Below are 23,689 nucleotides of genomic sequence, written 5' to 3' on the forward strand. Positions count from 1 at the left end.
GGTCACCCGTTCGCGCGCGTCAGCGGGCGCGGCGCCGCAGCCGCTCGACGTCCATCAGGACGACGGCGCGCGCCTCCAGGCGCAGCCAGCCGCGGGTGGCGAAGTCGGCCAGGGCCTTGTTGACCGTCTCGCGGGAGGCGCCGACGAGCTGGGCCAGCTCCTCCTGGGTCAGCTCGTGCGCGACGAGGATGCCGTCGTCCGCGGGCTTGCCGAAGCGGGTCGACAGGTCGAGCAGCGCCTTGGCCACGCGACCGGGGACGTCGGAGAAGACCAGGTCGGCCAGGGTCTCGTTGGTGCGCCGCAGCCGCCGGGCCAGCGCGTTGAGCAGCTTCTGGGCGACCTCGGGGTGGCGCATCAGCCAGGGCTCGAGGGCGTCGTGGCCCAGGCCGATCAGCCGGCTGTCACCGACCGAGGTGGCCGTCGCCGTGCGCGGCCCCGGGTCGAACAGGCTCAGCTCGCCGAACATCTCGCCCGGGCCGAGGATCGCGAGCAGGTTCTCGCGCCCGTCGCCGCTGGTGCGGCCGAGCTTGATCTTGCCCTCGACGATCACGTAGAGCCGGTCGCCCTGGTCGCCCTCGGCGAACAGCTCCTCGGAGCGGCCCAGCGACACCTCGACCATGGACTCGCGCAGCGAGGCCGCCGCGTCGTCGTCGAGGGCGGCGAACAGCGGGGCGCTGCGCACGATGTCGTCGTCCACGGTGGCTCCTTCGACGTCTGCTCGACCCGCTCGTGACGGGGAGGAGTCTGCCCTACTGCGCCGCCCGGCACGAACATCGGCTCAGCCGGCGAGGCAGCTGCCCGGGTCCTGGGCCAGGCGCTCGACCAGCTCGCCGGTCAGCGCGTCCAGGTGCTCCTGCGTGCGCGTGGACTCGTCGTCCAGCCGGCGCGAGGTCTCCGACAGCGCGTGCAGCAGCTCGGGACCACGGGGACCTTCGAGCGCCAGGGCGGCGCGCACGGCCGGCTCCAGGTCGTCGGCGGACGACGGCACGCCGGTCAGCCGGGCCACCTCGAGGTCGCTGCGGGCGGCCACCAGGCGGCGCAGCCACGACAGCCGGGCGACCCGCTCGCTGAGCCGGCGTCGCTCGGCACGCAGGTCGGACAGAGGCTGCTCGGTGGAGACGTTCACAGCAGGATCGTTCGCCGTGCGGGGGCCTTCGCTTGAGGATCGCCCGGCGCGTCTCACCCGACCGGATCATCGGCGTCCGCTGTCAGGACCGGCCCGTAGGCTGTGGCGGTGCCCCGAGCCACCCCCAGCACCCGTACGCGACCCGCACCCGAGGTGCCGGCGCCGCCCGTGGCGCTGGTCCGCCGGGCCCGCCGCACCTACCGCGAGCTGCACGAGCTCTACCCGTACGCGCACTGCGAGCTCGACTTCGAGACCTCCCTGCAGCTGCTGGTGGCCACGATCATCTCGGCCCAGACCACCGACGTCATGGTCAACAAGGTCACGCCGACGCTCTTCGCCCGCTGGCCCGACGCCGCGGCGCTCGCGGCCGCCGACCGCACCGAGATGGAGTCCGTCCTCGGGCCCACCGGGTTCTTCCGGGCCAAGACCGACAGCCTGCTGAAGCTCGGCGCCGCGCTCGTCGAGCGGTTCGACGGCGAGGTGCCGCCCCGGCTCGTCGACCTGGTCACGCTGCCGGGCGTCGGGCGCAAGACGGCCAACGTGGTGCTGGGCAACGCCTTCGGGGTGCCGGGCATCACCGTCGACACGCACTTCGGCCGGCTGGTCCGGCGCTTCGGGTGGACCGAGGAGACCGACCCGGTCAAGGTCGAGCACGCCGTCGGCGCCCTGTTCCCGAAGCGCGACTGGACGATGCTGTCGCACGTGCTGATCTTCCACGGCCGGCGCACCTGCTTCGCCCGACGTCCGGCCTGCGGCGCCTGCCCGGTGCAGCGGCTGTGCCCCGCCTACGGCGAGGGCGAGACCGACCCGGCGAAGGCCCGCAAGCTGCTGAAGTTCGAGCGGGCCGACGAGGCGGTCGAGCGCGCGGCGATCGAGGCGGCCCGCGCCGAGCAGGCCCAGCAGGCGCCCGCGTGACCGCGGACGTCGTCCCCGCGGACTGGCTCGACCGGCTGCGCCGCGTGCCCGGCTCGGTGCGTCCCGAGGACCTCTCGCGCTTCCTTCCCCCGGACGACGGCGGCCGGCCCTCCGCCGTCCTGATGCTCTTCGGCACGGACGACGACGGCGAGCCCGACGTCCTGCTGACCCAGCGGGCGGACTCGATGCGCTCGCACGCCGGCCAGGTCTCGTTCCCCGGCGGCTCGGTCGACGACGACGACGCCGGGCCGGTGGCCGCGGCCCTGCGCGAGGCGGTCGAGGAGACGGGCCTGCGGGCCGACGGCGTCGACGTGCTGGGCGAGCTGCCGTCGCTGTTCCTGCCGCCCAGCGGGTTCGTCGTCACGCCGGTGCTCGCCTGGTGGCGCTCGCCGTCGCCCGTGGCGGCCGTCGACCCGGCCGAGGTCGCACGCGTCGTCCGGGTGCCGCTGCGCGAGCTGCTCGACCCCGACCTGCGCGTGACCGCCCGCCACCCGAGCGGGTACCTCGGCCCGGCCTTCACGGTCCGCGGCCTGTTCGTGTGGGGCTTCACCGCCGGGCTGCTGTCGCGCGTGCTGGCGCTGGCGGGACTCGAGCAGCCGTGGCACCGTGACCGCGTGGTCGACCTGCCCGCCGACGTCCTGGCGCTGCTGCGGTGATCGACCTCCTGCTCGCGCTCGTCCTGATCGGGTACGCCGTCTCGGGCTTCCGGCAGGGCGCCGTCGTCGGCTTCTGCTCGCTCGCCGGGTTCCTCGGCGGCGGCGCGCTCGCGATGTGGGGCCTGCCGAAGCTGCTCGACCGCTCGTTCACCGCGAGCAACGGCGACCTGCGCCGCGTCGTCCTCATCGTCGTCGGCGTGCTGCTGGCCGCCGCCCTGGGGCAGGCGCTCGCGGTGGCGGTCGGCGTCCGGCTGCGCAGCCGGGTCACCGGCGGCCCGGCCCGGGCGGTCGACTCGGTGCTCGGCGCCGTCGCCAGCCTGCTGGCCGTCTCGCTGCTGGTCTCGCTCATCGCCGGCGCGGTGCGCGGCGGACCGTCACCCGCCCTGTCGAAGGCCGTCGGCCGGTCGCGGATCGTGGCCGCGATCGACGCCGTCGTGCCGTCGGCCACCGGTCGGGTGTTCGCCGGCTTCCGCTCGCTGCTCGACGCCGAGGGGTTCCCGCGGGTCTTCGAGGGCTTCGGCCCCGAGATCATCCGGCCGGTCGAGCCACCCGACCCGGACGTCGTGCAGACCGCCGGCGTGCGGCGCGCGGCCCGCAGCATCGTCAAGATCACCGGCGTGGCCGAGGCCTGCTCGCGCTCGCAGGAGGGCAGCGGCTGGGTGCTGGCCAGCGGCGTCGTCGTCACCAACGCGCACGTCGTGTCGGGCGTGCAGCGGCCGATGGTGCGGGTGGGCGGCGTCGGTCCGGCGTCCGAGGGGCGCGTCGTGGTGTTCGACCCGGTGCGCGACCTCGCGGTGATCGACGTCCCGGGGCTGACCGCCCCGCCGCTCGACCGCGCCGCCGACCTGCAGCGCAGCGACACCGCGGTGGTCGCCGGCTTCCCGCTCAACGGCCCCTACCGGCTGGACTCGGCGCGCGTGCGCGACGTCATCACCGCCCGCGGCGAGGACATCTACGGCTCCAAGCCCTCGGTGCGCGAGGTCTACTCGCTCTACGCCCGCGTGCAGCCGGGCAACTCCGGCGGGCCGCTGCTCGACCCGCAGGGCCGCGTCGTGGGCGTGGTGTTCGCCAAGAGCCTGGACGACGACCGCACCGGCTACGCGCTCACCATGGACGAGGCGAAGCCCGTGCTGGACGAGGGGATGACCGCCGACCAGCAGGTCTCGACCGGCGGCTGCTCGGCCGGCTGAGCCCAGCTCAGGGGCAGCGAGCCCGAGCCTCGTCGACCATGTCCGCCCGGCATGCTCTCTGGTGATCATGCACTCCCGCCCCGCAGGCGAGGGACGGCGACGTCCGACCATGCCGACAGGCGCCCTGCCACCGGACCCCGCCGTGATCATGCGATCCGGACCCGACCTGTCGCCCGCCGAACGTCCTCAACTGCCGAGTTGAGTGATTCAGCACAGGCAAGGTGCGGTTCTTGGATGAGTGCGGCCGTGGGTGCGGCGGTGACGTCGTGATCGCAGCATCTGCGCCGCACTCACGGCCGCACCCACCCCACCGCGAGGACCGTGCCGCGGTGGCGCCCCCTGGCCGACAACCGGATCTGCCGCAACGAGCCGGTCGATCAGAGTGGCCGCACCGGGGACGGCCGCCCTACGGCAGGCCGGCCAGCCAGTCCAGCAGCGCGGCCGTGACCTCGTCGGCCGCCTCCTCGGGCAGGAAGTGCCCGGCGTCCGGCAGCTCGGAGTAGCGGTACGGGCCGTCGACCCAGGGGCGCGACGCGCGGGCGGTCTCGGGCAGCACCGCCGGGTCGCGCACGCCCTGCAGCTGCAGCACCGGGACGACGACGGCGCGGTCGACCCGCTCGGCGAACGAGCGCCCGTCCGCGCGCAGGGTCGAGCGCACCGACCAGCGGTAGTACTCCATGGCCGAGTGGGCCACGAACGGCACCTGCATGGCCTCGGTGTAGACCCGCACGACTTCGCGGCCGGCCTCGTCGTCGCCCGGCCAGGACGGCGACCCCGACCCGGCGCGCAGCAGCTGACCGACCGCCGGGCCGCCGCGCGAGAGCTGGCGCTCGGGCCGGAACGGCAGCTGGAACCCCCACAGGTACCGGCTGGCGACGGCCTGGTGGCGCGAGCGGCGCACGGCCCGCTTGAAGGTCAGCGGGTGCGCCATCGACAGCGCGCCCACCGCGCGGGTGACCGCCGGTTCGAGGGCCGGCATCGACCACGCGACCCAGCCACCCCAGTCGTGCCCGACCACCACGGCGTCGTCGGAGCCGAGCGAGCGGACGACGGCGGCGACGTCCGCAGCGAGCGTGGGGGTGTCGTAGCCGCGCGGCGGCTTGTCGGAGGCGCCGTAGCCGCGCAGGTCCATGGCGGCGACCCGGTAGCCCGCGGCGGCGAGCGCGGGGATCTGCGCGCGCCAGCACCACCACATCTGCGGGAAGCCGTGCAGCAGCACCACCAGCGGTCCCTCGCCGGCCTCGGCGACGTGGAAGCGGGCGCCGTTGGCCGCGACGAACCGGTGCTGCCACGGCCCGTCGTGCAGGACGTGCGTGGCGTCGACGCTGGTCACCCGCTGTGCGGCTTGACGTTCTTGAGCGTGGCCACCGTCTCGCGCGAGGTGCGGATCGTGCGCTCGGGCGGCCCGGCCTTGCTCAGGCGCGACTTGCCCACGAGCGCCAGCACCACGGTGACGAGCAGCAGCACCCCCGCCACCACGAGGAACGCCAGCCAGGGCGACAGGCCCGCGGCGACCAGGCCGTAGGCGGCCGCGATGAGCAGCAGGATCAGCGCGAGGAACGCGACGACACCGGCCACCGCGAACATCGCGGCGCCGATCGCCGCGGCCTGCACGTCGGCCTTCAGCTCGGCCTTGGCCAGGGCGACCTCGGACCGCAAGATCGTCGACAGGTCGTGCGAGGCGTCGGCCACCAGCTGGCCGAGGGTGCGCTCGGTGGGCTCGTTCGTGGTCGGCTCGCTCATGGTTCGAGCGTAGGGGCAGAGCGGTGCGGGTGCTCGGGCTGGTAGCAGTCGGGCACCCCGTCGCCGTCGTCGTCGCGCGCTTCCTCCTGCGCGATCCGGCGGTAGTGCCGCTCGCGCCGGCGCAGCACGACGGCGGCCAGCAGCGCGGCCAGCGCCGACCCGGCGAGCACGGCGGCCTTGACGTGCTCGTCGCGCGGCGAGCCGCTGCCGAACGCCAGCTCGCCGACCAGCAGGCTGACCGTGAAGCCGATGCCCGCGAGCACCGAGACCCCCAGCACGTCGGCCCAGGCCAGGTCGTCGTCCAGCTCGGCGCGGGTGAAGCGGGCGGTCAGCCAGGTGCCGCCGAGCACGCCGACCGTCTTGCCGACCACCAGGGCCAGCACCACCGCCCAGGCGGCCCGGTCGCGGACGGCGTCACCCAGACCGCCCCCGACGAGCGTCACGCCGGCCGCCATGAGAGCGAAGACGGGCACCGCCAACCCGGCCGAGACCGGCCGCAGGACGTGCTCGAGGCGCTCCGCGGGCGCGGCCCGCTCGTCCGGACGTCGGCGGGTCGGCACCGTGAGGGCGAGCAGCACCCCGGCCACGGTCGCGTGCACGCCGCTCGCGTGCACCAGCGCCCAGGTCACCGCGGCCAGGGGCGCGAGCAGCCACCAGCGCCCGAGGCGGCGCTGGGCCAGCAGGCCGAAGGCGGCGAGGGGCACCAGCGCGGTCAGCAGCGGCAGGGGTCGCAGGTCTGCGGTGTAGAAGAAGGCGATGATCGTGATGGCCACCAGGTCGTCCACGACCGCGAGCGTCAGCAGGAACGTGCGCAGCGCCGAGGGCAGGTGCGACCCCATGACCGCGAGGGCCGCGAGCGCGAAGGCGATGTCGGTGGCGGTGGGGACGGCCCAGCCGCGGCTCGCGCCGCCGGCCCCGTGCGACACCGCCAGGTAGAGCAGGGCCGGCACGGCGACGCCGCTCAGCGCGGCGACGACGGGCAGCACCGCCTTGCGCGGGTCGCGGAGGTCGCCCACCACGAGCTCGCGCTTGAGCTCGAGCCCGGCCACGAAGAAGAACAGCGCCAGCAGCCCGTCCGCGGCCCAGGTCGCGAGGTCGAGGTCGAGGTGCAGGGCGCTCGGACCGAACGTGACGTGCCGCAGGTCGGCGTAGCCGTCGCGCCAGGGCGAGTTGGCCCAGACGAGGGCGACGACGGCCGCCCCGAGCAGCAGCAGGCCGCCGACGGTCTCGGTGCGCAGCGCGCGGGCGACGTAGCTCGCCTCGGGCCAGCTCGCGGTGCGGGCGAGCACCCGGCGGAGGGTGGAGGGAGTGCTGATGGCGCCGTCCTCGTCGTCGTGGGCAGGGCCCAGCGGGTGCGCGGCCCCGGCGGGACCACGGCCGACCAGACTTCCCGGCGCTCCGTCGTCCAGCCTACCGATCGCGGGGCCGGTCGGTAGGCTCAGTCCTCGGGCTCGGCCCAGTCGAGGGTGCGCTCGACGGCCATGCCCCACCGGCGCAGCAGCTCGGCCCGGCGGTCGTCGTCCATCGAGGGCGACCAGCGGCGGTCCTCGGCCCAGTTGGCCGCCAGCTCGTCGGTGCCCGACCAGAAGCCGACCGCGAGGCCGGCCGCGTAGGCCGCGCCGAGCGCCGTCGTCTCGGCCACCACCGGGCGCACGACGTCGACGCCCAGCAGGTCGGCCTGGAACTGCATCAGCAGCTCGTTGGCCACCATCCCGCCGTCCACCTTGAGCTCGCTCAGCGCGACCCCGGCGTCGGCGTCCATCGCCCGGATCACCTCGTACGACTGGAAAGCAGCCGCCTCGAGCGCGGCGCGCGCGATGTGCCCGCGGTTGACGTAGCGGGTCAGCCCGACGACCGCCCCGCGCGCGTCGGAGCGCCAGTGCGGGGCGAACAGGCCGGAGAACGCGGGGACGACGTAGGCGCCGCCGTTGTCGTCGACCGTGCGGGCGAGCGTCTCGATCTCGTCCGCGGACGAGATCAGGCCGAGGTTGTCGCGCAACCACTGCACCAGCGAGCCGGTGACGGCGATCGACCCCTCGAGCGCGTACACCGGAGGCTGGTCGCCGAGCTGGTAGCAGACGGTGGTGAGCAGCCCGTGCTCGCTGGTGACGCGCTCGGTGCCGGTGTTGAGCAGCACGAAGTTGCCGGTGCCGTAAGTGTTCTTGGCGGTTCCGGGCTCGAAGCAGGCCTGCCCGAACGTCGCCGCGTGCTGGTCGCCGAGGATGCCCGCGATCGGCACCCCGGCCAGGACGCCGCCCTCGCGCACGGTGCCGTACACCTCGGACGACGAGCGGATCTCGGGCAGCACCGACAGCGGGATGCGCATGTCGGCGGCGATGTCCTCGTCCCAGGCGAGGGCGTCGAGGTCCATGAGCATGGTGCGCGAGGCGTTGGTGACGTCGGTGACGTGCACGCCGCCGTCCGGGCCGCCGGTCATGTTCCACACCAGCCACGAGTCGATCGTCCCGAAGGCCAGCTCGCCCCGCTCGGCCCGCTCGCGCGCGCCGTCGACGTGGTCGAGCAGCCAGGCCAGCTTGGGCCCGGCGAAGTAGGTGGCGAGGGGGAGCCCGACCGTGGCGCGGTAGCGGTCGGCGCCGTTACCGAGGTCGCCCAGGCGGCGGCACAGGCCGTCGGTGCGGGTGTCCTGCCAGACGACCGCGGGAGCCACGGGCTCGCCGGTCGTGCGGTCCCAGAGCACGGTCGTCTCGCGCTGGTTGGTGATGCCGACGGCGGCGATGTCGGCCGGCTTCAGGTCGGCCTTGGCCAGGGCGCCGGCGCACACCTCGCGGGTGTTGGTCCAGATCTCGGCGGCGTCGTGCTCGACCCAGCCGGCGCGGGGGAACAGCTGTCGGTGCTCGAGCTGGTGGCCCGCCACGACCCGCCCGTCGTGGTCGACGACGAGGCAGCGGGTGCTGGTGGTGCCCTGGTCGATCGCCGCGACGTGCATGGGCAGACCATAATCGAGGCATGTCCCCCGCCCTCGCGACCACGACCATGCGCCTGGGACCTCGCGAGCGAGCCGACACCTGGACGGCGCTCGGCGAGCGCGAGCTCGACGTCCTCGTGATCGGTGGTGGGGTCACGGGTGCGGGCACGGCCCTGGACGCCGCCACCCGCGGCCTGCGCACCGGCTTGGTCGAGGCCCGCGACTTCGCGAGCGGGACGTCGTCGCGGTCGAGCAAGCTCTTCCACGGCGGGCTGCGCTACCTCGAGCAGCTGAACTTCCGGCTCGTGGCCGAGGCGCTGCGCGAGCGCGAGCTGATGCTCACCCGCATCGCACCGCACCTGGTGCGGCCGGTGCCGTTCCTGTACCCGTTGTCGCACAGGGGATGGGAGCGCCCGTACGTCGCGGCCGGGCTCACGCTGTACGACACCATGGGTCGCGGCCGGTCGGTGCCGGGGCAGAAGCACCTGTCGCGCAGCGGGGCGCTGCGGCGGTTCCCCGGGCTGCGGCGCGACGCGCTCGTCGGGGCGGTGCAGTACTACGACGCCCAGGCGGACGACGCCCGCCACACCCTGACCGTCGCGCGCACGGCGTTCCACTACGGGGCCCACGTGCGGTCGTCGACCGAGGTGGTCGAGATGGTGCGCGAGGCCGACCGGGTGGTCGGTGCCGTCGTCCGGGACGTCGAGACCGGTGCGACACAACGGGTCCGGGCCAAGGTGGTCGTCAACGCGACCGGTGTGTGGACGGACGACCTGCAGCAGATGTCCGGCGGGCGAGGGCGCTTCCGGGTGCGGGCGAGCAAGGGCGTGCACGTCGTCGTGCCGCGCGACCGGATCGCCGGCGAGGTCGGGCTGATCCTGCGCACCGAGCGCAGCGTGCTGTTCGTGATCCCGTGGGGCCAGCACTGGATCGTCGGCACCACCGACACCGACTGGCACTTCGACCTGGCGCACCCGGCGGCGACGTCGCGCGACCTCGAGTTCATCCTCGGCACGGTCAACGAGGTGCTCGCCGTGCCGCTGACGCGCGACGACGTGGTGGGCGTGTACGCCGGGCTGCGACCGCTGCTGGCCGGCGAGGACGAGGACTCCAGCCAGCTGTCGCGCGAGCACGCGGTGGCGCGGCCGCAGCCTGGACTGGTGTCGATCGCGGGCGGCAAGTACACGACGTACCGGGTGATGGCGGCCGACGCCATCGACGCGGCGGCGGTCGACCTCGGCCCGATCCGGCCCTCGGTCACCGAGCACGTGCCGCTCGTCGGGGCCGAGGGCTACGCGGCGATGGTCAACCTGGCCCCCGAGCTGGGGCGCGAGACCGGCCTGGCGCCGTGGCGGATCGAGCACCTGCTGGGACGGTACGGCTCGCTGCTCGGCGAGGTGCTCTCGCTCGCGGACGACGACCGCTCGCTGCTCGACCCGGTGCCGTCGGCGCAGGAGTACCTGCGGGCCGAGCTGCGCTACGCCGCGACGCACGAGGCCGCGCTGCACCTCGACGACCTGCTGGCTCGCCGCACGCGGATGTCGATCGAGACCAAGCACCGCGGGGTCGACGCGGCGCAGGAGGCCGCCGAGCTGGTGGCCGACGTCCTCGGCTGGTCGGACGACACGGTGCGCGCCGAGGTCGAGGCGTACACCGAGCGGGTCACGGCCGAGCGGCGGTCGCAGGACCTGCCGGACGACGCCGCCAGCGACACCGCCCGCCGCGAGGCCCACGAGTCCCGCCCCGGCCTGCGCCGCGTCACCGCCACCCGCTGACGTCGGGATGCGGGGGCGGACGACGGCTGGTTGGCTGGGGTGCAGGAAACCCCCATCGGAAGGAGCCGCCATGAAGGGCAAGCTCACGCTCCTGGCGGGTGTCGGCATCGGCTACCTGCTGGGCTCGAAGAAGAACCGCGAGCAGGCCGTGCGCCAGGCCAAGGCCGTGTGGAGCAACCCCAAGGTGCAGGAGCAGGTCTCGCACGCGCAGGACGTCGTGCGCGAGCAGGCTCCCGTCGTCCAGGACAAGCTCACCACCGCCGCCGCGCAGCTCAAGGACAAGGCGTCGGCCACGGTGGGCTCGGGTTCGGGCGAGCACAACGGGTCGACCCCGGGGTACACGCCCCGCCCCTGACCGCACCTTCTCAAGAACATGGCCCCATTCCTCGCGGATGGGGCCATGTTCTTGAGAAGGTGCGCTGCGGCATCCACCCGCGCGACGTCGTCCTGACGTGTAGGAAGTGAGACGTCGGGAAGCGAGGGGGTGGGCGTGCACGAGGCGGTGGGCTTCGAGCGGTTCGTGGCCGAGCGCGGCCCGGCGCTGCTGCGCCTGGCGTGGCTGCTGACCGCCGACGCGGACGCCGCGCAGGACCTCGTCCAGGACGCGCTCGCCAAGGTGCTCCCGCGCTGGGACCGCATCACGTCGCACGGCGAGCCCGAGCCCTACGTGCGCACCGTCATCCGCAGCACGCACGTCGACACGCTGCGGCGACGCCGCGTCGTCGAGATCGGCACCGACCTGCTGCCCGAGCAGGCGGTGGCGGACGACGACCTGCTGGCCGCCGAGGGGCGCGTCACCCTCGCCGACGCGCTCGGCCGGTTGACGGCGCGGCAGCGCGCCGTGCTCGTGCTGCGCTTCTACGAGGACCTCACCGAGACGGCGACCGCCTCGGTGCTCGGCTGCTCGGTCTCGACCGTCAAGTCGCAGACCCGGCACGCCATCTCGCGGCTGCGGGTGCTCGCGCCCGAGCTCGCCGACACCTTCGCGCCCGACCTGCAGCGGGAGACCCCATGAACGCCCACGAGCTGCTCGACCAGGTGGCGTCCGACGCCGTCGGCGGACGACGCGTGCACGTCGACGACGTCCGGGCGGTGCTGCGACGGCGTCGGCTGCGGCGCGTGCGTGTCGTGGCGGCGGTGGCGGCCTGCCTTCTGGTTGCCGTGCCGGTGGCGGCGATCGCGGTGGCGCAGTCGCGGCTGTCGGGGCTCGCGCAGCCGGCGTCACCGTCCGGGCGCACCGGGCCGGGCGTCGTCCCCGACCGGCTGCCCGTGCTGCACACCGCGCCGCCGGCGCTCGTCGACGCCGACGGGACGGTGCGGGCGCAACGTTTGTCGATGGCGTTCGTCGGCACGATGGCTGGCCAGGAGGGCGCGTACGGCATGGACGGCGACACCGGGCGGGTGCTGCGGCTGCCGGTGCTGGGGGAGTCGCTGCGCGGGTTGCCGCCGCTGCCCACCGACGGCTCGATCAGCTCGGTGGTGCTGGCCGCGGTGTCGCTCAGCCCCGACGGGAGGACGGTCGCGGTGGCCTACCGCGGGGCGAGAACGGCGTACAACCTGGTGCTCGACCTCGCCACGGGCCGGGCGACCTCGTACGTGCAGACCGTGCCGGACGGCGTCGACGGCAGCAAGGTCCTCGCCATCGCTGCCGCGGACGACGGCCGCTTCGTCGTCCCGAACGCCGACCTCACCGGGGTGCGTGTGCTGTCGGTCGACGGCTCGTCCACGCGAGAGGTGGCGATCGACGGCCTCGACGCTGAGCAGGGCGTCGTGCTCGACGCCCAGCCCGGAGGGGTTGTCGTCCTGTCGGCGACGCAGGGCAGTCTGTCTGCCCAGACGGTGCTACCGGGATACGTGCCGAACCCGTTGAGTCGCGGCAAGAGCCCGGAGGTCCAGTTCAGCCTGCCGGCGGGCACCTGGTCTGCGAGCCAACTTGACGCCAGCGGCTCTTTCGTCACCTACCTCGGTGCGAGTGGTCAGATCGTCGTGCGGGGGACGCTGGGCACCAACGCGGGGCAGACGGCCGCTCCAAAGCCGAGTCCCTCGTTGCGGGTGGTGTCGGCGATCGGAGGGCACGTGCTGGTGGTGGACGACGGGCGGCAGAAGGTGCCGCAGCTCGTCGACGTCGCCAAGGCGCGCACGCTCTCGGAGGTCATGCCGGACGGGACGCTGCGCCCGATCACCCGACTGACCGACGCGGACGGCAACGGCCGCAACGCGTTCGTGGTCGCGCAGCAGGTGGTGTCGGGGGCGCAGGTCGTGCCGGCGAAGGACGACCCCTGGTACGTGCGGCGCGACGTCCAGCTGTGGTTCGTCGGCCTGGCCGCGCTCGTCCTGCTCGGCGTCGCGATGATCCCCCGAGGCCACCGCCCCCGCTAGGCGAGGAGGGCGCGGACGGGGAGGTGGTCGCTGGGACGGCGGCCGTCGGGCGCGGACCACCGGTCGGCGCCGGCCTCGAGGACGTCAAGCCCGGCCGAGACCAGCACCGCGTCGATCCGGTCGCCCCCGACGACGGGCTCGCCGTAGTCCGGGAACGTGCCGACGTCCGGGCTGGTCCGCACCGCCGCCTCCTCGACCGCGTCGCGCAGCCCGGCCGCCGCCAACCGCTGCCACACCGCCGATCCGGCCGGCGCGTTGAGGTCCCCCATCACCAGCACCGGGACGTCGGACGACGCCGCCAGCGCGGCGACCTGGTCGGCCCCCAGCAGCCGGGCGTCCTCGGACTCGTGGTCCAGGTGCACGGCCACGGCGACCACCTCCGGCCCGTCGCCGACGGGCGCCAGCCGCGCCCAGGTGACCACCCGCGGGTACGTCGTCCCGTCGGCGATCGATCCCGGCACCGACGGCGTCGCCGACACCCACCACTGCCCGTGCTCGACGACCGTCACCACGGACGTGTCGACGAGCAGCACCGTGTGCTCGCCCCCGCCGTCCGCGTCGCGCCCTTCGCCCACCACCGCGAAGCCCGGCCCGAGCGCCGAGCGCACCACGTCGAGCTGGTGCGACAGCGCCTCCTGCACCGCCAGCACGTGCGGCATCGGCGCCGACCGCAGCAGCGACACCAGCAGCGGCGCGCGCGAGCCCCAGCGGTCGACGTCCGACGTGCGGGTCGAGCCGGTGTCGACCCGCACGTTGTACGTCATGACGCGCAGCACTTCTCAACCAAGATGCGCTCGAAACCCCCTGCGGGACAGCACGTATCGACCAAGGTGCGGTGAGGAGCGGCGGGTCAGTCCTCGGTGGAGGTCTTCATGCCGGACTTGATGAGGTCCATGACGGTGTTGTCGGCCAGTGTCGTCACGTCGCCGACCTCGCGGTTCTCGGCGACGTCGCGCAGCAGGCGGCGCATGATCTTGCCCGAGCGCGTCTTCGGCAGCTCGGCAACGACCATGATCTGGCGCGGCTTGGCGATCGGCCCGATCTGCTGCGCCACGTGGTCGCGCAGCTCCTTGACGATGTCGTCGCCCTCCTCGGCGCCGCCGCGCAGGATCACGAACGCGCACACCGCCTGGCCCGTCGTGTCGTCGGACGCCCCGACCACCGCGGCCTCGGCGACCTTCGGGTGCGACACCAGCGCCGACTCGATCTCGGTGGTCGAGAGCCGGTGGCCCGACACGTTCATCACGTCGTCGACCCGGCCGAGCAGCCAGATGTCGCCGTCGTCGTCCTTCTTCGCGCCGTCGCCGGCGAAGTACATGCCCTCGAAGCGCGACCAGTACGTCTCCTTGTAGCGCTCGTCGTCGCCCCAGATGCCGCGCAGCATCGAAGGCCACGGCTCGGTGAGCACCAGGTAGCCGCCCCCGCCGTCCGGCACCGAGTGCGCCTCGTCGTCCAGGACGTCGGCCGAGATGCCCGGCAGCGGCACCTGGGCCGACCCGGGCTTGGCCGTCGTGACGCCGGGCAGCGGGCTGATCATGATGGCGCCGGTCTCGGTCTGCCACCAGGTGTCGACCACCGGCGTGCGGTCGCCGCCGATCACCCGGCGGTACCAGACCCACGCCTCGGGATTGATCGGCTCGCCCACGCTGCCCAGCACCCGCAGCGACGACAGGTCGTGCTCGGCCGGGATCTGCTCGCCCCACTTCATGAACGTGCGGATCGCGGTGGGCGCGGTGTAGAGGATCGTCACGCCGTACTTCGCGACCAGCTCCCACCAACGGCCCTGGTGCGGGGTGTCGGGCGTGCCCTCGTACATCACCTGCGTCGCACCGTTCGCGAGCGGGCCGTAGACGATGTAGCTGTGGCCGGTGACCCAGCCGACGTCGGCCGTGCACCAGTACACGTCGGTCTCGGGGTGCAGGTCGAAGACGTTGCGGTGCGTGTACGCGGTCTGCGTCAGGTACCCGCCGCTGGTGTGCAGGATGCCCTTCGGCTTCCCGGTCGTGCCGGACGTGTAGAGGATGAAGAGCGGGTGCTCGGCGTCCATCGGCTGCGCCTCGTGCTCGGCGCTCGCGGAGCCGACGACGTCGTGCCACCACACGTCGCGCTCGTCGGTCCACTCGACGTCCTGACCGGTGCGCCGGACGACGAGCACGTGCTTCACGGACGGCGCGCCCTTGGCGAGCGCGGCGTCGACCGCGGGCTTGAGGGCGGCCGGCTTGCCGCGCCGGTACCCGCCGTCGGAGGTGATGACGAGCGCGGCCTCGGCGTCCTCGATGCGGCTGTGCAGGGCGTCGGCGCTGAACCCGCCGAACACCACGCTGTGCGGGGCGCCGATGCGCGCGCAGGCGAGCATCGCGATGGCGGCCTCGGGGATCATCGGCAGGTAGATCGCGACCCGGTCGCCCTTGCCGACGCCGAGGTCGGTGAGCGCGTTGGCCGCGCGCTTCACGGCCTCGGTGAGCTCGGCGTAGGTGAAGGTGCGCGTGTCGCCCGGCTCGCCCTCGAAGTGCAGCGCGACGCGGTCGCCGTGGCCGGCCTCGACGTGGCGGTCGGTGCAGTTGTAGGCGACGTTCAGCTCGCCGCCGACGAACCACCTCGCGAACGGTGCGCCCGACCAGTCGAGCGTCTGGTCGAAGTCCTTGCTCCAGGTGACGAGCTCGCGGGCCTGCTCGGCCCAGAACGCCTCGCGGTCGGCGCCGGCCCGCTCGTAGAGGTCGGCCTGGGCGACCGCCTGGGCCGAGAACTCCTCGCTCGGCGGGAAGCGGCGCTCCTCGCGGCTGAGGTTCTCCAGGCTCGTGGTGGGGGTGTCGCTCGACATGGGGTGTCCTCCGCGGCGTGGTCGTCGTCGTCCGCGTCCGACCCTAGCCACGCCCCTCGACGTCCGACAGCCCAGCCCGCGGCGAGCGCGGTCGAGCGGTCGGGCCTGCTCGCCCAGCGGTCCCGTTCGCAGCCGGGACCGCTGGGCGGCCTCATCAGGAGCCGATCAGGTCAGGGCAGGAAGTAGCTCGGGTTCGGCAGCTTGAACGTGCGGTCGGCGTAGCCGCCCTTGAGGTCGCTGTACTGGTCGCCGAAGTTCGCCACGATGTCGTACCCGAGGGACTCGATGTGCGCCCGCGTCGCGGACTTGTAGTGGATCGTCGTGCACTTGCCGCCCGGGTCGCCCGCGCAGGCCGCCTGCAGGTAGTCCGGGTAGGCCGCGACGTCCGGCTTGGTGAACAGGCCGTCCTCGCCGTCCGACAGCGTCGTCGGGGCGGGGTAGCCCGCGTCGACGCCGACGCCGTCCGAGGTCAGGTTGCCGAGGGTGGCGGCCTCCTGGCTGGTCGGGCGGCCGGTCAGGTAGAAGATCGCGTAGCCGTGCGCCTTGGCGTAGCTCGCCATCTGCACCATGCCCGGCACGGCCGGGAACTTCTGGCCGAGCACGTAGTCGGCGTTGGTGGCCGGGTTGTACGCCCAGTTGCTGAAGATCTCGTAGTTGTACGTCGCGAGCGTGGTGTCGTCGACGTCCATGAGGATCGCCTTCTGGCCGTGCGAGCCCTTGCGGTCGCCCTGGCCGTGCTTGCCGTACGACAGCCACCGCGTCCCCTGCAGCGCGACGTAGCCCGCCTCCTTGGCGTAGTTGCTGCGCGCGTCGAACGTGCCCGTCCCGAGCGGGTCGCCGTAGTAGTTGCGGATCTGCTGGCGGAGCACGTCGATGTTGGTGATCTGGTGCTCGGAGCGCGGGGTGAACGTCGAGATGGCGGGGGACTGGGTCGCGGCGACCGCGGCCCCTCCGCCCACCAGGCCGAGGGCGATCGCGCCGGCGATCGCCGCCGTCCGCAGACGTCGGGTCATGGGGGTTCCTCCAGGGAATCGCTAGTGGATAGCCGGACTATAGGACTGGCACCAGCGCGGCATAACCCCTGCGAGGCGGTCGATCGGCGGGCGGCGGCAGCGGTCCACAGCGTCCCCTCAGGAACGCCTCAGGGCCGCTCCCGGACGTCGGGAGCGGCCCTGGGCGGTCACGCGGGCCGGGCAGGGGTCGGCTAGTGCACGACCGCCTTCTCGGCACCGGCGCCGGTGAGGGAGCGCACCTCCATCTCGGCGTACTTCTCGCGGCTCGAGGACTCCTTGCTGGTCACGGTGCCCAGCCAGCCGAGCAGGAAGGCCAGCGGGATCGAGACCAGGCCGGGGTTGTCGAGCGGGAACCAGTGGAAGTCCACCGACGGGTCCGTGATCATCGACAGGCTCTTGCCGGTGGCGGGGTCGGCCGCCTTCCCGGAGACGACCGGCGAGAAGATGATCAGGGTCACGCAGATGATCAGGCCGCCGTACATGCTCCACAGCGCCCCGCGGGTGTTGAACCGCTTCCAGAACAGCGAGTACAGGATCGTCGGCAGGTTCGAGCTCGCCGCCACCGCGAACGCGAGCGCCACGAGGAACGCGACGTTCTGCCCGTTGGCGAAGATGCCGCCGACGATGGCGACCGCGCCGATCACCAGGGCCGCGCGGCGCGCGACCCTGACCTCGGCGTCGGCCGACACGTTGCCGTCCTTCATGACGTTGGCGTAGATGTCGTGCGCGAAGGACGCGCTCGCCGTGATCGTCAGGCCGGCCACCACCGCCAGGATCGTCGCGAAGGCGACCGCCGAGATGATGCCGAGCAGCACCGTGCCGCCGAGCTCGAAGGCCAGCAGCGGTGCGGCCGAGTTCACCTTGCCCGGTGCGGCCGCGATGGTCTTCGGCCCCACCAGCGCCGCGGCGCCGTACCCGAGCACCAGGGTGAACAGGTAGAAGATGCCGATGATCCAGATGGCCCACACGACGCTGCGCCGGGCCTCGCGCGACGACGGCACCGTGTAGAAGCGCATCAGCACGTGCGGCAGGCCGGCGGTGCCGAGCACCAGGGCCAGCGACAGCGAGACGAAGTCGAGCTTGGACGTGTCGGTCTTGCCGTACTGCAGGCCCGGGCCGAGGATCTTGTCGCCCTTGGCGCTGTTCTGCACGGCCTGGCCGAGCAGGTCGGACAGGTTGAACCCGTACTTGCCCAGCACCCAGACGGTCATGACGCCGGCGCCGATGACGAGCAGGATCGCCTTGACGATCTGCACCCAGGTGGTGCCCTTCATGCCGCCGATCAGCACGTACAGCACCATGATCACGCCGACGACGGCGATGACGACGCTCTGCCCGGCCTTGCCGCTGATGCCCAGCAGCAGGGCGACCAGACCGCCGGCGCCGGCCATCTGCGCCAGCAGGTAGAAGAAGCTGACGACCAAGGTGGTGATCGCGGCCGCCGTCCGCACCGGCTTCTGCTTGAGCCGGAACGACAGCACGTCGGCGAGCGTGAACCGGCCGGTGTTGCGCAGCAGCTCGGCGACGAGCAGCAGCGCCACGAGCCAGGCCACCAGGAAGCCGATCGAGTACAGGAACCCGTCGTAGCCGTTGACGGCGATGGCGCCCGCGATGCCGAGGAAGCTCGCGGCCGACAGGTAGTCGCCCGAGATCGCGATGCCGTTCTGCGGGCCGGTGAACGAGCGCCCGCCCGCGTAGTAGTCAGCGGCCGTGCGGTTGTTGCGCGAGGCGCGGAAGACGATGCCGAGCGTCACGACGACGAACGCCGCGAAGATCGCGATGTTGGCGCCGGGGCTGCCGACGGTGTCGGCGGCGAGCAGGGTCGAGGCGGCCATCAGTGCCCTCCCTCGCGGTGGTTGGGGTGGGACAGGACGCGCTCGGCCAGCTCGGCCGCGGCGGGGTCGAAGCTGCGGTCGGCCCAGCGCGCGTACGCCATCGTGATGACGAACGTCGAGACGAACTGCAGCAGGCCGAAGACCAGGCCGGTGGTGATGTTGCCGAACAGCTTGTGGGACATGAAGTCCGACGCGTACGTCGAGAGCAGCACGTAGAGGAAGTACCAGACGAGGAACAGCCCGGTCATCGGGAAGACGAAGCTGCGGAACCGGCGCCGCAGCTGGGCGAACTCGGGGGAGTCCTGGACGTGGATGTAGCCGGTCTCGCCGGACGCTCCAGGTCCCCGGGGGTCTGTGGTGCTCACGCGGTCCTCCGCAGCGGTCGATCGCTCGGTCCGGACGCCGCGGGGGCAGCGTCGCCCGGTGTGACGGCCGTCACTGTGGTGCCGCGAGGTGGTGCGCAGGAAGCACCGCCGGGCCGGACGTCGCCAGGTGGGCCTCGCGCTGGGGTCGGCGGTGGGCGCGGTCGCGCCGAGCGGTCGGTCTAGCGCGCCGAGCGGTCGACGTCCACGTCCTCCGGCGCGTGCAGCCGCACCATCGTCCGCGCGACGTGCGGGGGCGTCGTCCGGGGGGTGGCGAGCGAGACGCCGACCATGACCGCGAACGCGATCGGCACCGTCCAGGCCGCCGGCTGCGCGAGCAGCGCCCCCGCCCACCCGGCCCGGGTGCCGCCGACCATCGTCACGAGCACCGCGGCGCTCGCGAGCACCCCGCCCGCTGCGAGCCCGGCGAGCGTGCCGGCGCGGGTGAGCCGCCGCCACCAGATGCCGAGCACCAGCAGGGGGCAGAACGTCGAGGCCGCGACGGCGAAGGCCAGCCCCACCGTGTCAGCCAGGCTGAGCGACCCGGCGAAGAGCGACAGGCCGAACGGCACGAGCACCGCCACGACGGTCGAGAGGCGGAAGCCGCGCAGCGAGTCGGGCCCGCGGTCGCGGCGCCGGCGCCGGGCCAGCAGGTCCTGGTGCAGCACGCCGGACACCGACATCACCAGCCCGGACGACGTCGACAGGAACGCGGCGAAGGCACCCGCCGTGGTGAGCGCGCTGAGCAGGTCGCCGCCCAGCCCCGGGAGCGCCCGGCTGGGCAGCAGCAGCACCACGGTGTCGGTGCGGGCGGTGAGCAGCAGGTCGTTGGCATACACGCGGCCGAGCGCGCCGTACAGGGGCGGGAACAGGTAGAAGGCCCCGAGCAGCGCCACGACGGCCAGCGTCGTGCGCCGGGCCGCGCGACCGTCGGGGTTGGTGTAGAAGCGCACCAGCACGTGCGGCAGGCCCATGGTGCCGAAGAACAGCGCCAGGATCACCGAGTAGGTGCTGTAGAGCGGGTGCTCGCGGCTGGCCGACGCGCTGAGCGGCCGGGCCCAGCTCTCGCCGTCCACCTCGGGCGTGGACGTCGCGTGCGGCACGACGCTGCCCTCGTGCACGGTGACGACTGCACCGCGGTCCAGCCGGACCTGGCCGCCGGCCGGGACGACGACCGTGCCGTCGGTGGCCCGCCCGTCGACGGCGCCTCGCACGTCGACCCGGGTCTCGACGTCCGAGGTGATGACGAGGTCGCGCTGCACGGTGGTGGTCACGGTGTCGCGGGCGACCGGCGGTCCGGGTGCGGCGGGCGAAGGGGCGTCGTGGTGCTGCCAGACCAGCAGCACGAAGAACATGGGCAACGCGATGGCGGTGAGCTTGAGCCAGTACTGGAACGCCTGCACGAACGTGATCGAGCGCATGCCGCCCGCGACGACGTTGAGGACGACGACGAGCGCCACGAGCGCGCTGCCCATCCACGGCGGCGCGCCGGTGACGGCGCGCAGCGCGATCCCCGCGCCCTGCAGCTGCGGCACCAGGTAGAGCCAGCCGATGCCGACGACCAGCAACGACGCGGCGAGGCGCACCTGCGACGACTCGAGCCGGCCCTCGGCGAAGTCGGGCAGCGTGTAGGCGCCCGAGCGCCGCAGCGGTGCGGCCACGAGCACCAGCAGCACGAGGTAGCCCGCGGTGTAGCCGACGGGGAACCAGAGCATGTCGGTGCCGGACGCCATCACCAGCCCGGCGACCCCGAGAAAGCTTGCGGCAGAGAGGTACTCGCCGCCGATGGCGCTGGCGTTCCAGCGGGGTGAGACGGCGCGGCTGGCCACGTAGAAGTCGCTCGTGGTGCGCGACAGGCGCAGGCCGAACGCGCCGACCACGACGGTCGAGACCGTCACCAGGACGACGGCCACGACCGATGCCACGTGCGGGTCGTCCACGGCCGCCTCAGTGCCGCTCGAGGACGTCGGCGAACTCGGCCTCGTTCCGCTCGGCCTGCCGCACGTAGTACCGGCACGCGAGCCACAGCAACGGGTAGGCCAAGACGGCGAGCAACAGCCACGGCAGCGGGATCCCGAGCACGTGGGCGTCGGCCACCGCCGGCACGGCCGCGAACAGCAGCGGCAGCCCGCCGAGCAGCACCCCGGTGGCGGCGAGGACGCTCAGCGCGAGCCGCAGCTGGCTGCGCAGCAGCGAGCGCATGTAGACCTCGCCGATGCCGGTCTGCTCGTCGATCTCGCGCGTCGCCGGGCGCCGCACGGGGCTGCGCCGGGTGGCTCCCATGAGCGGGCTGGTGACGCGCACCCGCCGGGGCCGTTCGGCGGGCGGACCGGTGCGCTGGGTCACGGCCGGCCCGGGCGGGCCGAGCGGATCAGCCGGTCGCGCAGCTCGCGCGTGTGGCGCCGGCTCACCACGAGCTCGTCGTCGCCGAGCCGCACGCTGAACCGGCCGCCGTCCGAGCGCACCTCGTCGACGTGCGGGAGAGCGACGAGCGTGCTGCGGTGGATGCGGACGAAACCCGCTGCGCCCCACCGCTCTTCGAGGGTGGCGAGGGAGATCCGCACCAGATGGCTGTCGGTCGCGGTGTGCAGCCGGGCGTAGTCGCCCTGCGCCTCGACGTACCGCACCTGCGAGCGCTGCACGAAACGCGTGACGCCGCCGAGCTCGACGGCGATGGTCTCGTCGTCCGGTGCCGGGTCGGCCGACCCGCCCTCTCGCGTCTCCACGACCCGGCGCACGGCCTCGGCCAGCCGTTCGGCGCGCACCGGCTTCATGACGTAGTCGGTGGCCTGCAGGTCGAAGGCGTCGACGGCGTGCTGGTCGTAGGCGGTGACGAAGACGACCTGGGGGCGGCGGGAGAAGCGGGCCAGCACGCGGGCGAGGTCGAGACCGTCCAGACCGGGCATCGCGATGTCGCAGAACACGACGTCGACCGCGTCGTCCTCGAGCACCCTGAGGGCTTGCGGGCCGCCGCCGGCCGTGCGCACCTCGCCGACGCGCTCGTCCTGGGCCAGCAGGTAGGCCAGCTCGGCGAGCGCGGGCTCCTCGTCGTCCACGACGAGCACGGAGAGCGCGGGGAGCGCGGTCGGCTCGGCCATGCGCGGGAGCCTACGGCGTCGGCGGGAATCACCGCAGGGCATCGGGCGCTGCCACGAGGGTGAACGATGCGCCCACCTCGCTGCCGTTGTCCGTGCTCGACCTGTCGCCCGTGCCGTCGGGCAGCCGGCCCTCGCAGGCGCTGCACCGCACCGTCGACCTCGCCCAGCACGCCGAGCGCCTGGGGTACTCGCGGTACTGGTTGGCCGAGCACCACTCGCTGCCGAGCGTCACCAGCTCGAGCCCCGCGGTGCTCATGGCGACCGTGGCCGCGCGGACGTCGACGATCCGGGTGGGGTCGGGCGGGGTGATGCTGCCGAACCACTCGCCGCTGGTGGTGGCCGAGACGTTCCGGGTGCTCGAGGGGCTGCACCCCGGCCGGATCGACCTCGGGATCGGCCGCGCGCCGGGCACCGACCAGCTCACGGCCTTCGCGCTGCGCCGCAGCCGGGAGGCGCTCACGGCGGACGACTTCCCGCAGCAGTACGCCGAGCTGCGCGCGTACGTCGAGGGGTTCGACGCGTCGCACCCGTTCGCCGCGATCCGCGCGATGCCGGACGACGTCCCGCTGCCGCCGGTGTGGATCCTCGGCTCGAGCCTGTACGGCGGTCAGGCGGCGGCCGCGTTCGGCACGGGCTTCGCGTTCGCCGGGCACTTCGGCAGCGTCGACCCGGCCGAGGCGACGGACGGCTACCGCGAGGGGTTCCGGGTCAGCGACCGGCCGGGTGCGCCGTCCGAGCCACGGGTGGTGCTGGCGGTGTCGGCGATCGTCGCCGACACCGAGGCGCGCGCGGCCGAGCTGCAGCGCGCCAACGACCTGTCGATCGCGATGCTGCGCAGCAACCGTCCGGGTCCGCTGCCGAGCCCCGAGGAGGCCGCCGCGCACACCTGGACGGCGACGGAGGAGGAGATCGCGGCCTCGACGCGTCGCTTCGTCACGGTGGGCACGCCGGACGCCGTCCGCGAAGGGCTGCTGGCGCGAGCCCGGCACGCGGGGGCCGACGAGCTGGTCGTGACGACCAACGTGCACGACCACGAGGAGCGCAAGCAGTCGTTCGAGCTGCTGGCGCAGGCCTTCTCGCTCGGCGGCTAATCCCGTGGCGTCGGGAGCAGGGCTCGGCCTAGCGTGCCGGGATGACGTCGCAGCTGCTCGCCCTGACCTTCGACGCGAACGACCCCGAGGCGTTGGCCCGCTTCTGGTCCGGCGTCCTGCGGTGGCAGCCGGCTGACGCCACCACGCTGCTGCCCGACGCGGACGCCGTGTTCCAGCTGCGCTTCCTGCCGACCGACGAGCCGAAGCGCTGGCCGAACCAGACGCACTTCGACATCGCCAGCCGCACGGACGACGAGCAGCGCGAGACCGTGGAGCGCGCGCTGTCGCTGGGGGCCCGGCACCTCGACGTCGGCCAGAAGCCTGACGAGGACCACGTGGTGCTGGCCGACCCCGAGGGCAACGAGTTCTGCGTGATCGAGGCGGGCAACAACTTCCTGGCCGGGTGCGGCTTCATCGGGTGCCTGTCGTCCGACGGCACGCACGCGTGCGGCACCTTCTGGTCGCGCGCCCTGGACTGGCCGCTCGTCTGGGACCAGGACGAGGAGACCGCGGTGCAGGCCTCGACCGGCGGCACGAAGATCAGCTGGGGCGGGACGCCGCTCGCCCACCGCGAGGGGCGCAACCGCACCCACCTCGACCTCGTCGTCCCGTCGGGTGCCGGGTCGGTGGACGACGAGGTCGAGCGGTTGCTGGCGCTGGGTGCGACGCGGGTCGACGGCGCCGGTGACGACGTGCCGTGGACCGTGCTCGCCGACCCTGACGGCAACGAGTTCTGGCTGCACCCGTCGCGGTAGCGGA

Annotated in this window: 23 protein-coding genes; 9 read left to right on the forward strand and 14 right to left on the reverse strand. The window is 73.5% G+C overall.

What is annotated here, in order from left to right; all coding sequences use genetic code 11:
- Positions 1–19 precede the first annotated feature (19 nt).
- Together ACYVJ4_RS09450 and ACYVJ4_RS09455 are read right to left on the reverse strand one after the other, a co-directional pair.
- Positions 20–697 carry a Crp/Fnr family transcriptional regulator gene (locus tag ACYVJ4_RS09450; protein ID WP_460459873.1) on the reverse strand — a complete coding sequence of 226 codons (678 nt, stop codon included), beginning with the start codon at positions 695–697 and terminating at the stop codon, positions 20–22.
- Between the two features lie 81 nt (positions 698–778).
- Positions 779–1,126 carry a hypothetical protein gene (locus tag ACYVJ4_RS09455; protein WP_460459874.1) on the reverse strand — a complete coding sequence of 116 codons (348 nt, stop codon included), beginning with the start codon at positions 1,124–1,126 and terminating at the stop codon, positions 779–781.
- Positions 1,127–1,234: 108 nt separating this feature from the next.
- Between ACYVJ4_RS09455 and nth the strand changes: the two genes are divergently transcribed.
- The 3 genes from nth to ACYVJ4_RS09470 are packed head-to-tail and all read left to right on the forward strand — an operon-like array spanning position 1,235 to position 3,887.
- Positions 1,235–2,041 (forward strand): endonuclease III, encoded by an 807-nt coding sequence (nth, locus tag ACYVJ4_RS09460; RefSeq protein ID WP_460459875.1) that lies wholly within the window; start codon positions 1,235–1,237, stop codon positions 2,039–2,041.
- Positions 2,038–2,697 carry an NUDIX hydrolase gene (locus tag ACYVJ4_RS09465; protein WP_460459876.1) on the forward strand — a complete coding sequence of 220 codons (660 nt, stop codon included), beginning with the start codon at positions 2,038–2,040 and terminating at the stop codon, positions 2,695–2,697. The genes nth and ACYVJ4_RS09465 overlap by 4 nt, the downstream gene beginning before the upstream one ends.
- Positions 2,694–3,887, forward strand: a complete 1,194-nt coding sequence (locus ACYVJ4_RS09470) for a MarP family serine protease (RefSeq protein WP_460459877.1) — start codon at positions 2,694–2,696, stop codon at positions 3,885–3,887. The genes ACYVJ4_RS09465 and ACYVJ4_RS09470 overlap by 4 nt, the downstream gene beginning before the upstream one ends.
- Before the next feature lie 406 nt (positions 3,888–4,293).
- Here ACYVJ4_RS09470 and ACYVJ4_RS09475 read toward each other — a convergent pair whose 3' ends face one another.
- The 4 genes from ACYVJ4_RS09475 to glpK form a co-directional block, all read right to left on the reverse strand.
- Complete coding sequence (locus tag ACYVJ4_RS09475) at positions 4,294–5,220, reverse strand: alpha/beta fold hydrolase (protein WP_460459878.1); 927 nt, start codon at positions 5,218–5,220, stop codon at positions 4,294–4,296.
- Positions 5,217–5,630 carry a phage holin family protein gene (locus ACYVJ4_RS09480; RefSeq protein WP_460459879.1) on the reverse strand — a complete coding sequence of 138 codons (414 nt, stop codon included), beginning with the start codon at positions 5,628–5,630 and terminating at the stop codon, positions 5,217–5,219. Before ACYVJ4_RS09480 ends, ACYVJ4_RS09475 begins: the two co-directional genes overlap by 4 nt.
- On the reverse strand, positions 5,627–6,946 hold the full coding sequence (gene nhaA / locus ACYVJ4_RS09485) for a Na+/H+ antiporter NhaA (protein WP_460459908.1): 1,320 nt from the start codon (positions 6,944–6,946) through the stop codon (positions 5,627–5,629). The genes ACYVJ4_RS09480 and nhaA overlap by 4 nt, the downstream gene beginning before the upstream one ends.
- A 122-nt stretch (positions 6,947–7,068) precedes the next feature.
- Complete coding sequence (gene glpK / locus ACYVJ4_RS09490) at positions 7,069–8,583, reverse strand: glycerol kinase GlpK (RefSeq protein WP_460459909.1); 1,515 nt, start codon at positions 8,581–8,583, stop codon at positions 7,069–7,071.
- 14 nt (positions 8,584–8,597) lie between these two features.
- Between glpK and ACYVJ4_RS09495 the strand changes: the two genes are divergently transcribed.
- From ACYVJ4_RS09495 to ACYVJ4_RS09510, 4 genes are all read left to right on the forward strand, one after another.
- Positions 8,598–10,331, forward strand: a complete 1,734-nt coding sequence (locus tag ACYVJ4_RS09495; protein ID WP_460459880.1) for a glycerol-3-phosphate dehydrogenase/oxidase — start codon at positions 8,598–8,600, stop codon at positions 10,329–10,331.
- A gap of 70 nt (positions 10,332–10,401) precedes the next feature.
- Positions 10,402–10,686, forward strand: coding sequence for a YtxH domain-containing protein (locus ACYVJ4_RS09500; protein WP_460459881.1), 285 nt, complete (start codon positions 10,402–10,404; stop codon positions 10,684–10,686).
- Between the two features lie 135 nt (positions 10,687–10,821).
- On the forward strand, positions 10,822–11,346 hold the full coding sequence (locus tag ACYVJ4_RS09505; RefSeq protein ID WP_460459882.1) for a SigE family RNA polymerase sigma factor: 525 nt from the start codon (positions 10,822–10,824) through the stop codon (positions 11,344–11,346).
- The gene (locus ACYVJ4_RS09510; RefSeq protein ID WP_460459883.1) at positions 11,343–12,710 is read left to right on the forward strand and encodes a hypothetical protein; all 1,368 of its coding nucleotides are present in this window, start codon (positions 11,343–11,345) and stop codon (positions 12,708–12,710) included. The genes ACYVJ4_RS09505 and ACYVJ4_RS09510 overlap by 4 nt, the downstream gene beginning before the upstream one ends.
- On the opposite strand, the gene ACYVJ4_RS09515 is transcribed toward ACYVJ4_RS09510, so the two are convergent.
- The 8 genes from ACYVJ4_RS09515 to ACYVJ4_RS09550 all read right to left on the reverse strand — a co-directional run bounded on the left by ACYVJ4_RS09515 (position 12,707) and on the right by ACYVJ4_RS09550 (position 21,839).
- Positions 12,707–13,474 carry an endonuclease/exonuclease/phosphatase family protein gene (locus ACYVJ4_RS09515; RefSeq protein ID WP_460459884.1) on the reverse strand — a complete coding sequence of 256 codons (768 nt, stop codon included), beginning with the start codon at positions 13,472–13,474 and terminating at the stop codon, positions 12,707–12,709. The two genes, ACYVJ4_RS09510 and ACYVJ4_RS09515, sit on opposite strands and share 4 nt — an antisense overlap.
- Positions 13,475–13,560: 86 nt before the next feature.
- Positions 13,561–15,531 (reverse strand): acetate--CoA ligase, encoded by a 1,971-nt coding sequence (gene acs / locus ACYVJ4_RS09520; RefSeq protein WP_460459885.1) that lies wholly within the window; start codon positions 15,529–15,531, stop codon positions 13,561–13,563.
- Positions 15,532–15,701: 170 nt separating this feature from the next.
- A complete protein-coding gene (locus ACYVJ4_RS09525; protein ID WP_460459886.1) occupies positions 15,702–16,544 on the reverse strand; it encodes an HAD family acid phosphatase in 843 nt (280 codons plus the stop codon).
- A 191-nt stretch (positions 16,545–16,735) separates the two neighbouring features.
- Complete coding sequence (locus tag ACYVJ4_RS09530; protein ID WP_460459887.1) at positions 16,736–18,379, reverse strand: solute symporter family protein; 1,644 nt, start codon at positions 18,377–18,379, stop codon at positions 16,736–16,738.
- Positions 18,379–18,744, reverse strand: a complete 366-nt coding sequence (locus ACYVJ4_RS09535) for a DUF485 domain-containing protein (protein ID WP_460459888.1) — start codon at positions 18,742–18,744, stop codon at positions 18,379–18,381. The genes ACYVJ4_RS09530 and ACYVJ4_RS09535 overlap by 1 nt, the downstream gene beginning before the upstream one ends.
- Positions 18,745–18,923: 179 nt before the next feature.
- Positions 18,924–20,681: a sodium/solute symporter gene (locus tag ACYVJ4_RS09540; RefSeq protein WP_460459889.1), complete on the reverse strand. Its 1,758-nt coding sequence runs from the start codon at positions 20,679–20,681 to the stop codon at positions 18,924–18,926.
- A 7-nt stretch (positions 20,682–20,688) separates the two neighbouring features.
- The gene (locus ACYVJ4_RS09545; RefSeq protein WP_460459890.1) at positions 20,689–21,024 is read right to left on the reverse strand and encodes a hypothetical protein; all 336 of its coding nucleotides are present in this window, start codon (positions 21,022–21,024) and stop codon (positions 20,689–20,691) included.
- A 59-nt stretch (positions 21,025–21,083) separates the two neighbouring features.
- A complete protein-coding gene (locus ACYVJ4_RS09550) occupies positions 21,084–21,839 on the reverse strand; it encodes a LytR/AlgR family response regulator transcription factor (RefSeq protein WP_460459891.1) in 756 nt (251 codons plus the stop codon).
- Between the two features lie 59 nt (positions 21,840–21,898).
- Between ACYVJ4_RS09550 and ACYVJ4_RS09555 the strand changes: the two genes are divergently transcribed.
- Both ACYVJ4_RS09555 and ACYVJ4_RS09560 read left to right on the forward strand, forming a co-directional pair.
- Entirely contained in the window at positions 21,899–22,930 is a 1,032-nt protein-coding gene (locus tag ACYVJ4_RS09555; protein ID WP_460459892.1) for an LLM class flavin-dependent oxidoreductase, read from the forward strand.
- Between the two features lie 41 nt (positions 22,931–22,971).
- Positions 22,972–23,685, forward strand: coding sequence for a VOC family protein (locus ACYVJ4_RS09560; RefSeq protein ID WP_460459893.1), 714 nt, complete (start codon positions 22,972–22,974; stop codon positions 23,683–23,685).
- Positions 23,686–23,689 lie beyond the last annotated feature (4 nt).

It is taken from the genome of Angustibacter peucedani (assembly GCF_054779595.1).

Bases quoted from the DNA above. Each gene is read 5' to 3' on its own strand.
- ACYVJ4_RS09525 (WP_460459886.1), bottom strand. From the start codon at position 16,544: ATGACCCGACGTCTGCGGACGGCGGCGATCGCCGGCGCGATCGCCCTC.
- ACYVJ4_RS09510 (WP_460459883.1), top strand. From the start codon at position 11,343: ATGAACGCCCACGAGCTGCTCGACCAGGTGGCGTCCGACGCCGTCGGC.
- ACYVJ4_RS09495 (WP_460459880.1), top strand. From the start codon at position 8,598: ATGTCCCCCGCCCTCGCGACCACGACCATGCGCCTGGGACCTCGCGAG.
- ACYVJ4_RS09515 (WP_460459884.1), bottom strand. From the start codon at position 13,474: ATGACGTACAACGTGCGGGTCGACACCGGCTCGACCCGCACGTCGGAC.
- ACYVJ4_RS09560 (WP_460459893.1), top strand. From the start codon at position 22,972: ATGACGTCGCAGCTGCTCGCCCTGACCTTCGACGCGAACGACCCCGAG.
- acs (WP_460459885.1), bottom strand. From the start codon at position 15,531: ATGTCGAGCGACACCCCCACCACGAGCCTGGAGAACCTCAGCCGCGAG.
- ACYVJ4_RS09500 (WP_460459881.1), top strand. From the start codon at position 10,402: ATGAAGGGCAAGCTCACGCTCCTGGCGGGTGTCGGCATCGGCTACCTG.
- ACYVJ4_RS09480 (WP_460459879.1), bottom strand. From the start codon at position 5,630: ATGAGCGAGCCGACCACGAACGAGCCCACCGAGCGCACCCTCGGCCAG.
- ACYVJ4_RS09550 (WP_460459891.1), bottom strand. From the start codon at position 21,839: ATGGCCGAGCCGACCGCGCTCCCCGCGCTCTCCGTGCTCGTCGTGGAC.
- ACYVJ4_RS09545 (WP_460459890.1), bottom strand. From the start codon at position 21,024: ATGGGAGCCACCCGGCGCAGCCCCGTGCGGCGCCCGGCGACGCGCGAG.
- ACYVJ4_RS09530 (WP_460459887.1), bottom strand. From the start codon at position 18,379: ATGGCCGCCTCGACCCTGCTCGCCGCCGACACCGTCGGCAGCCCCGGC.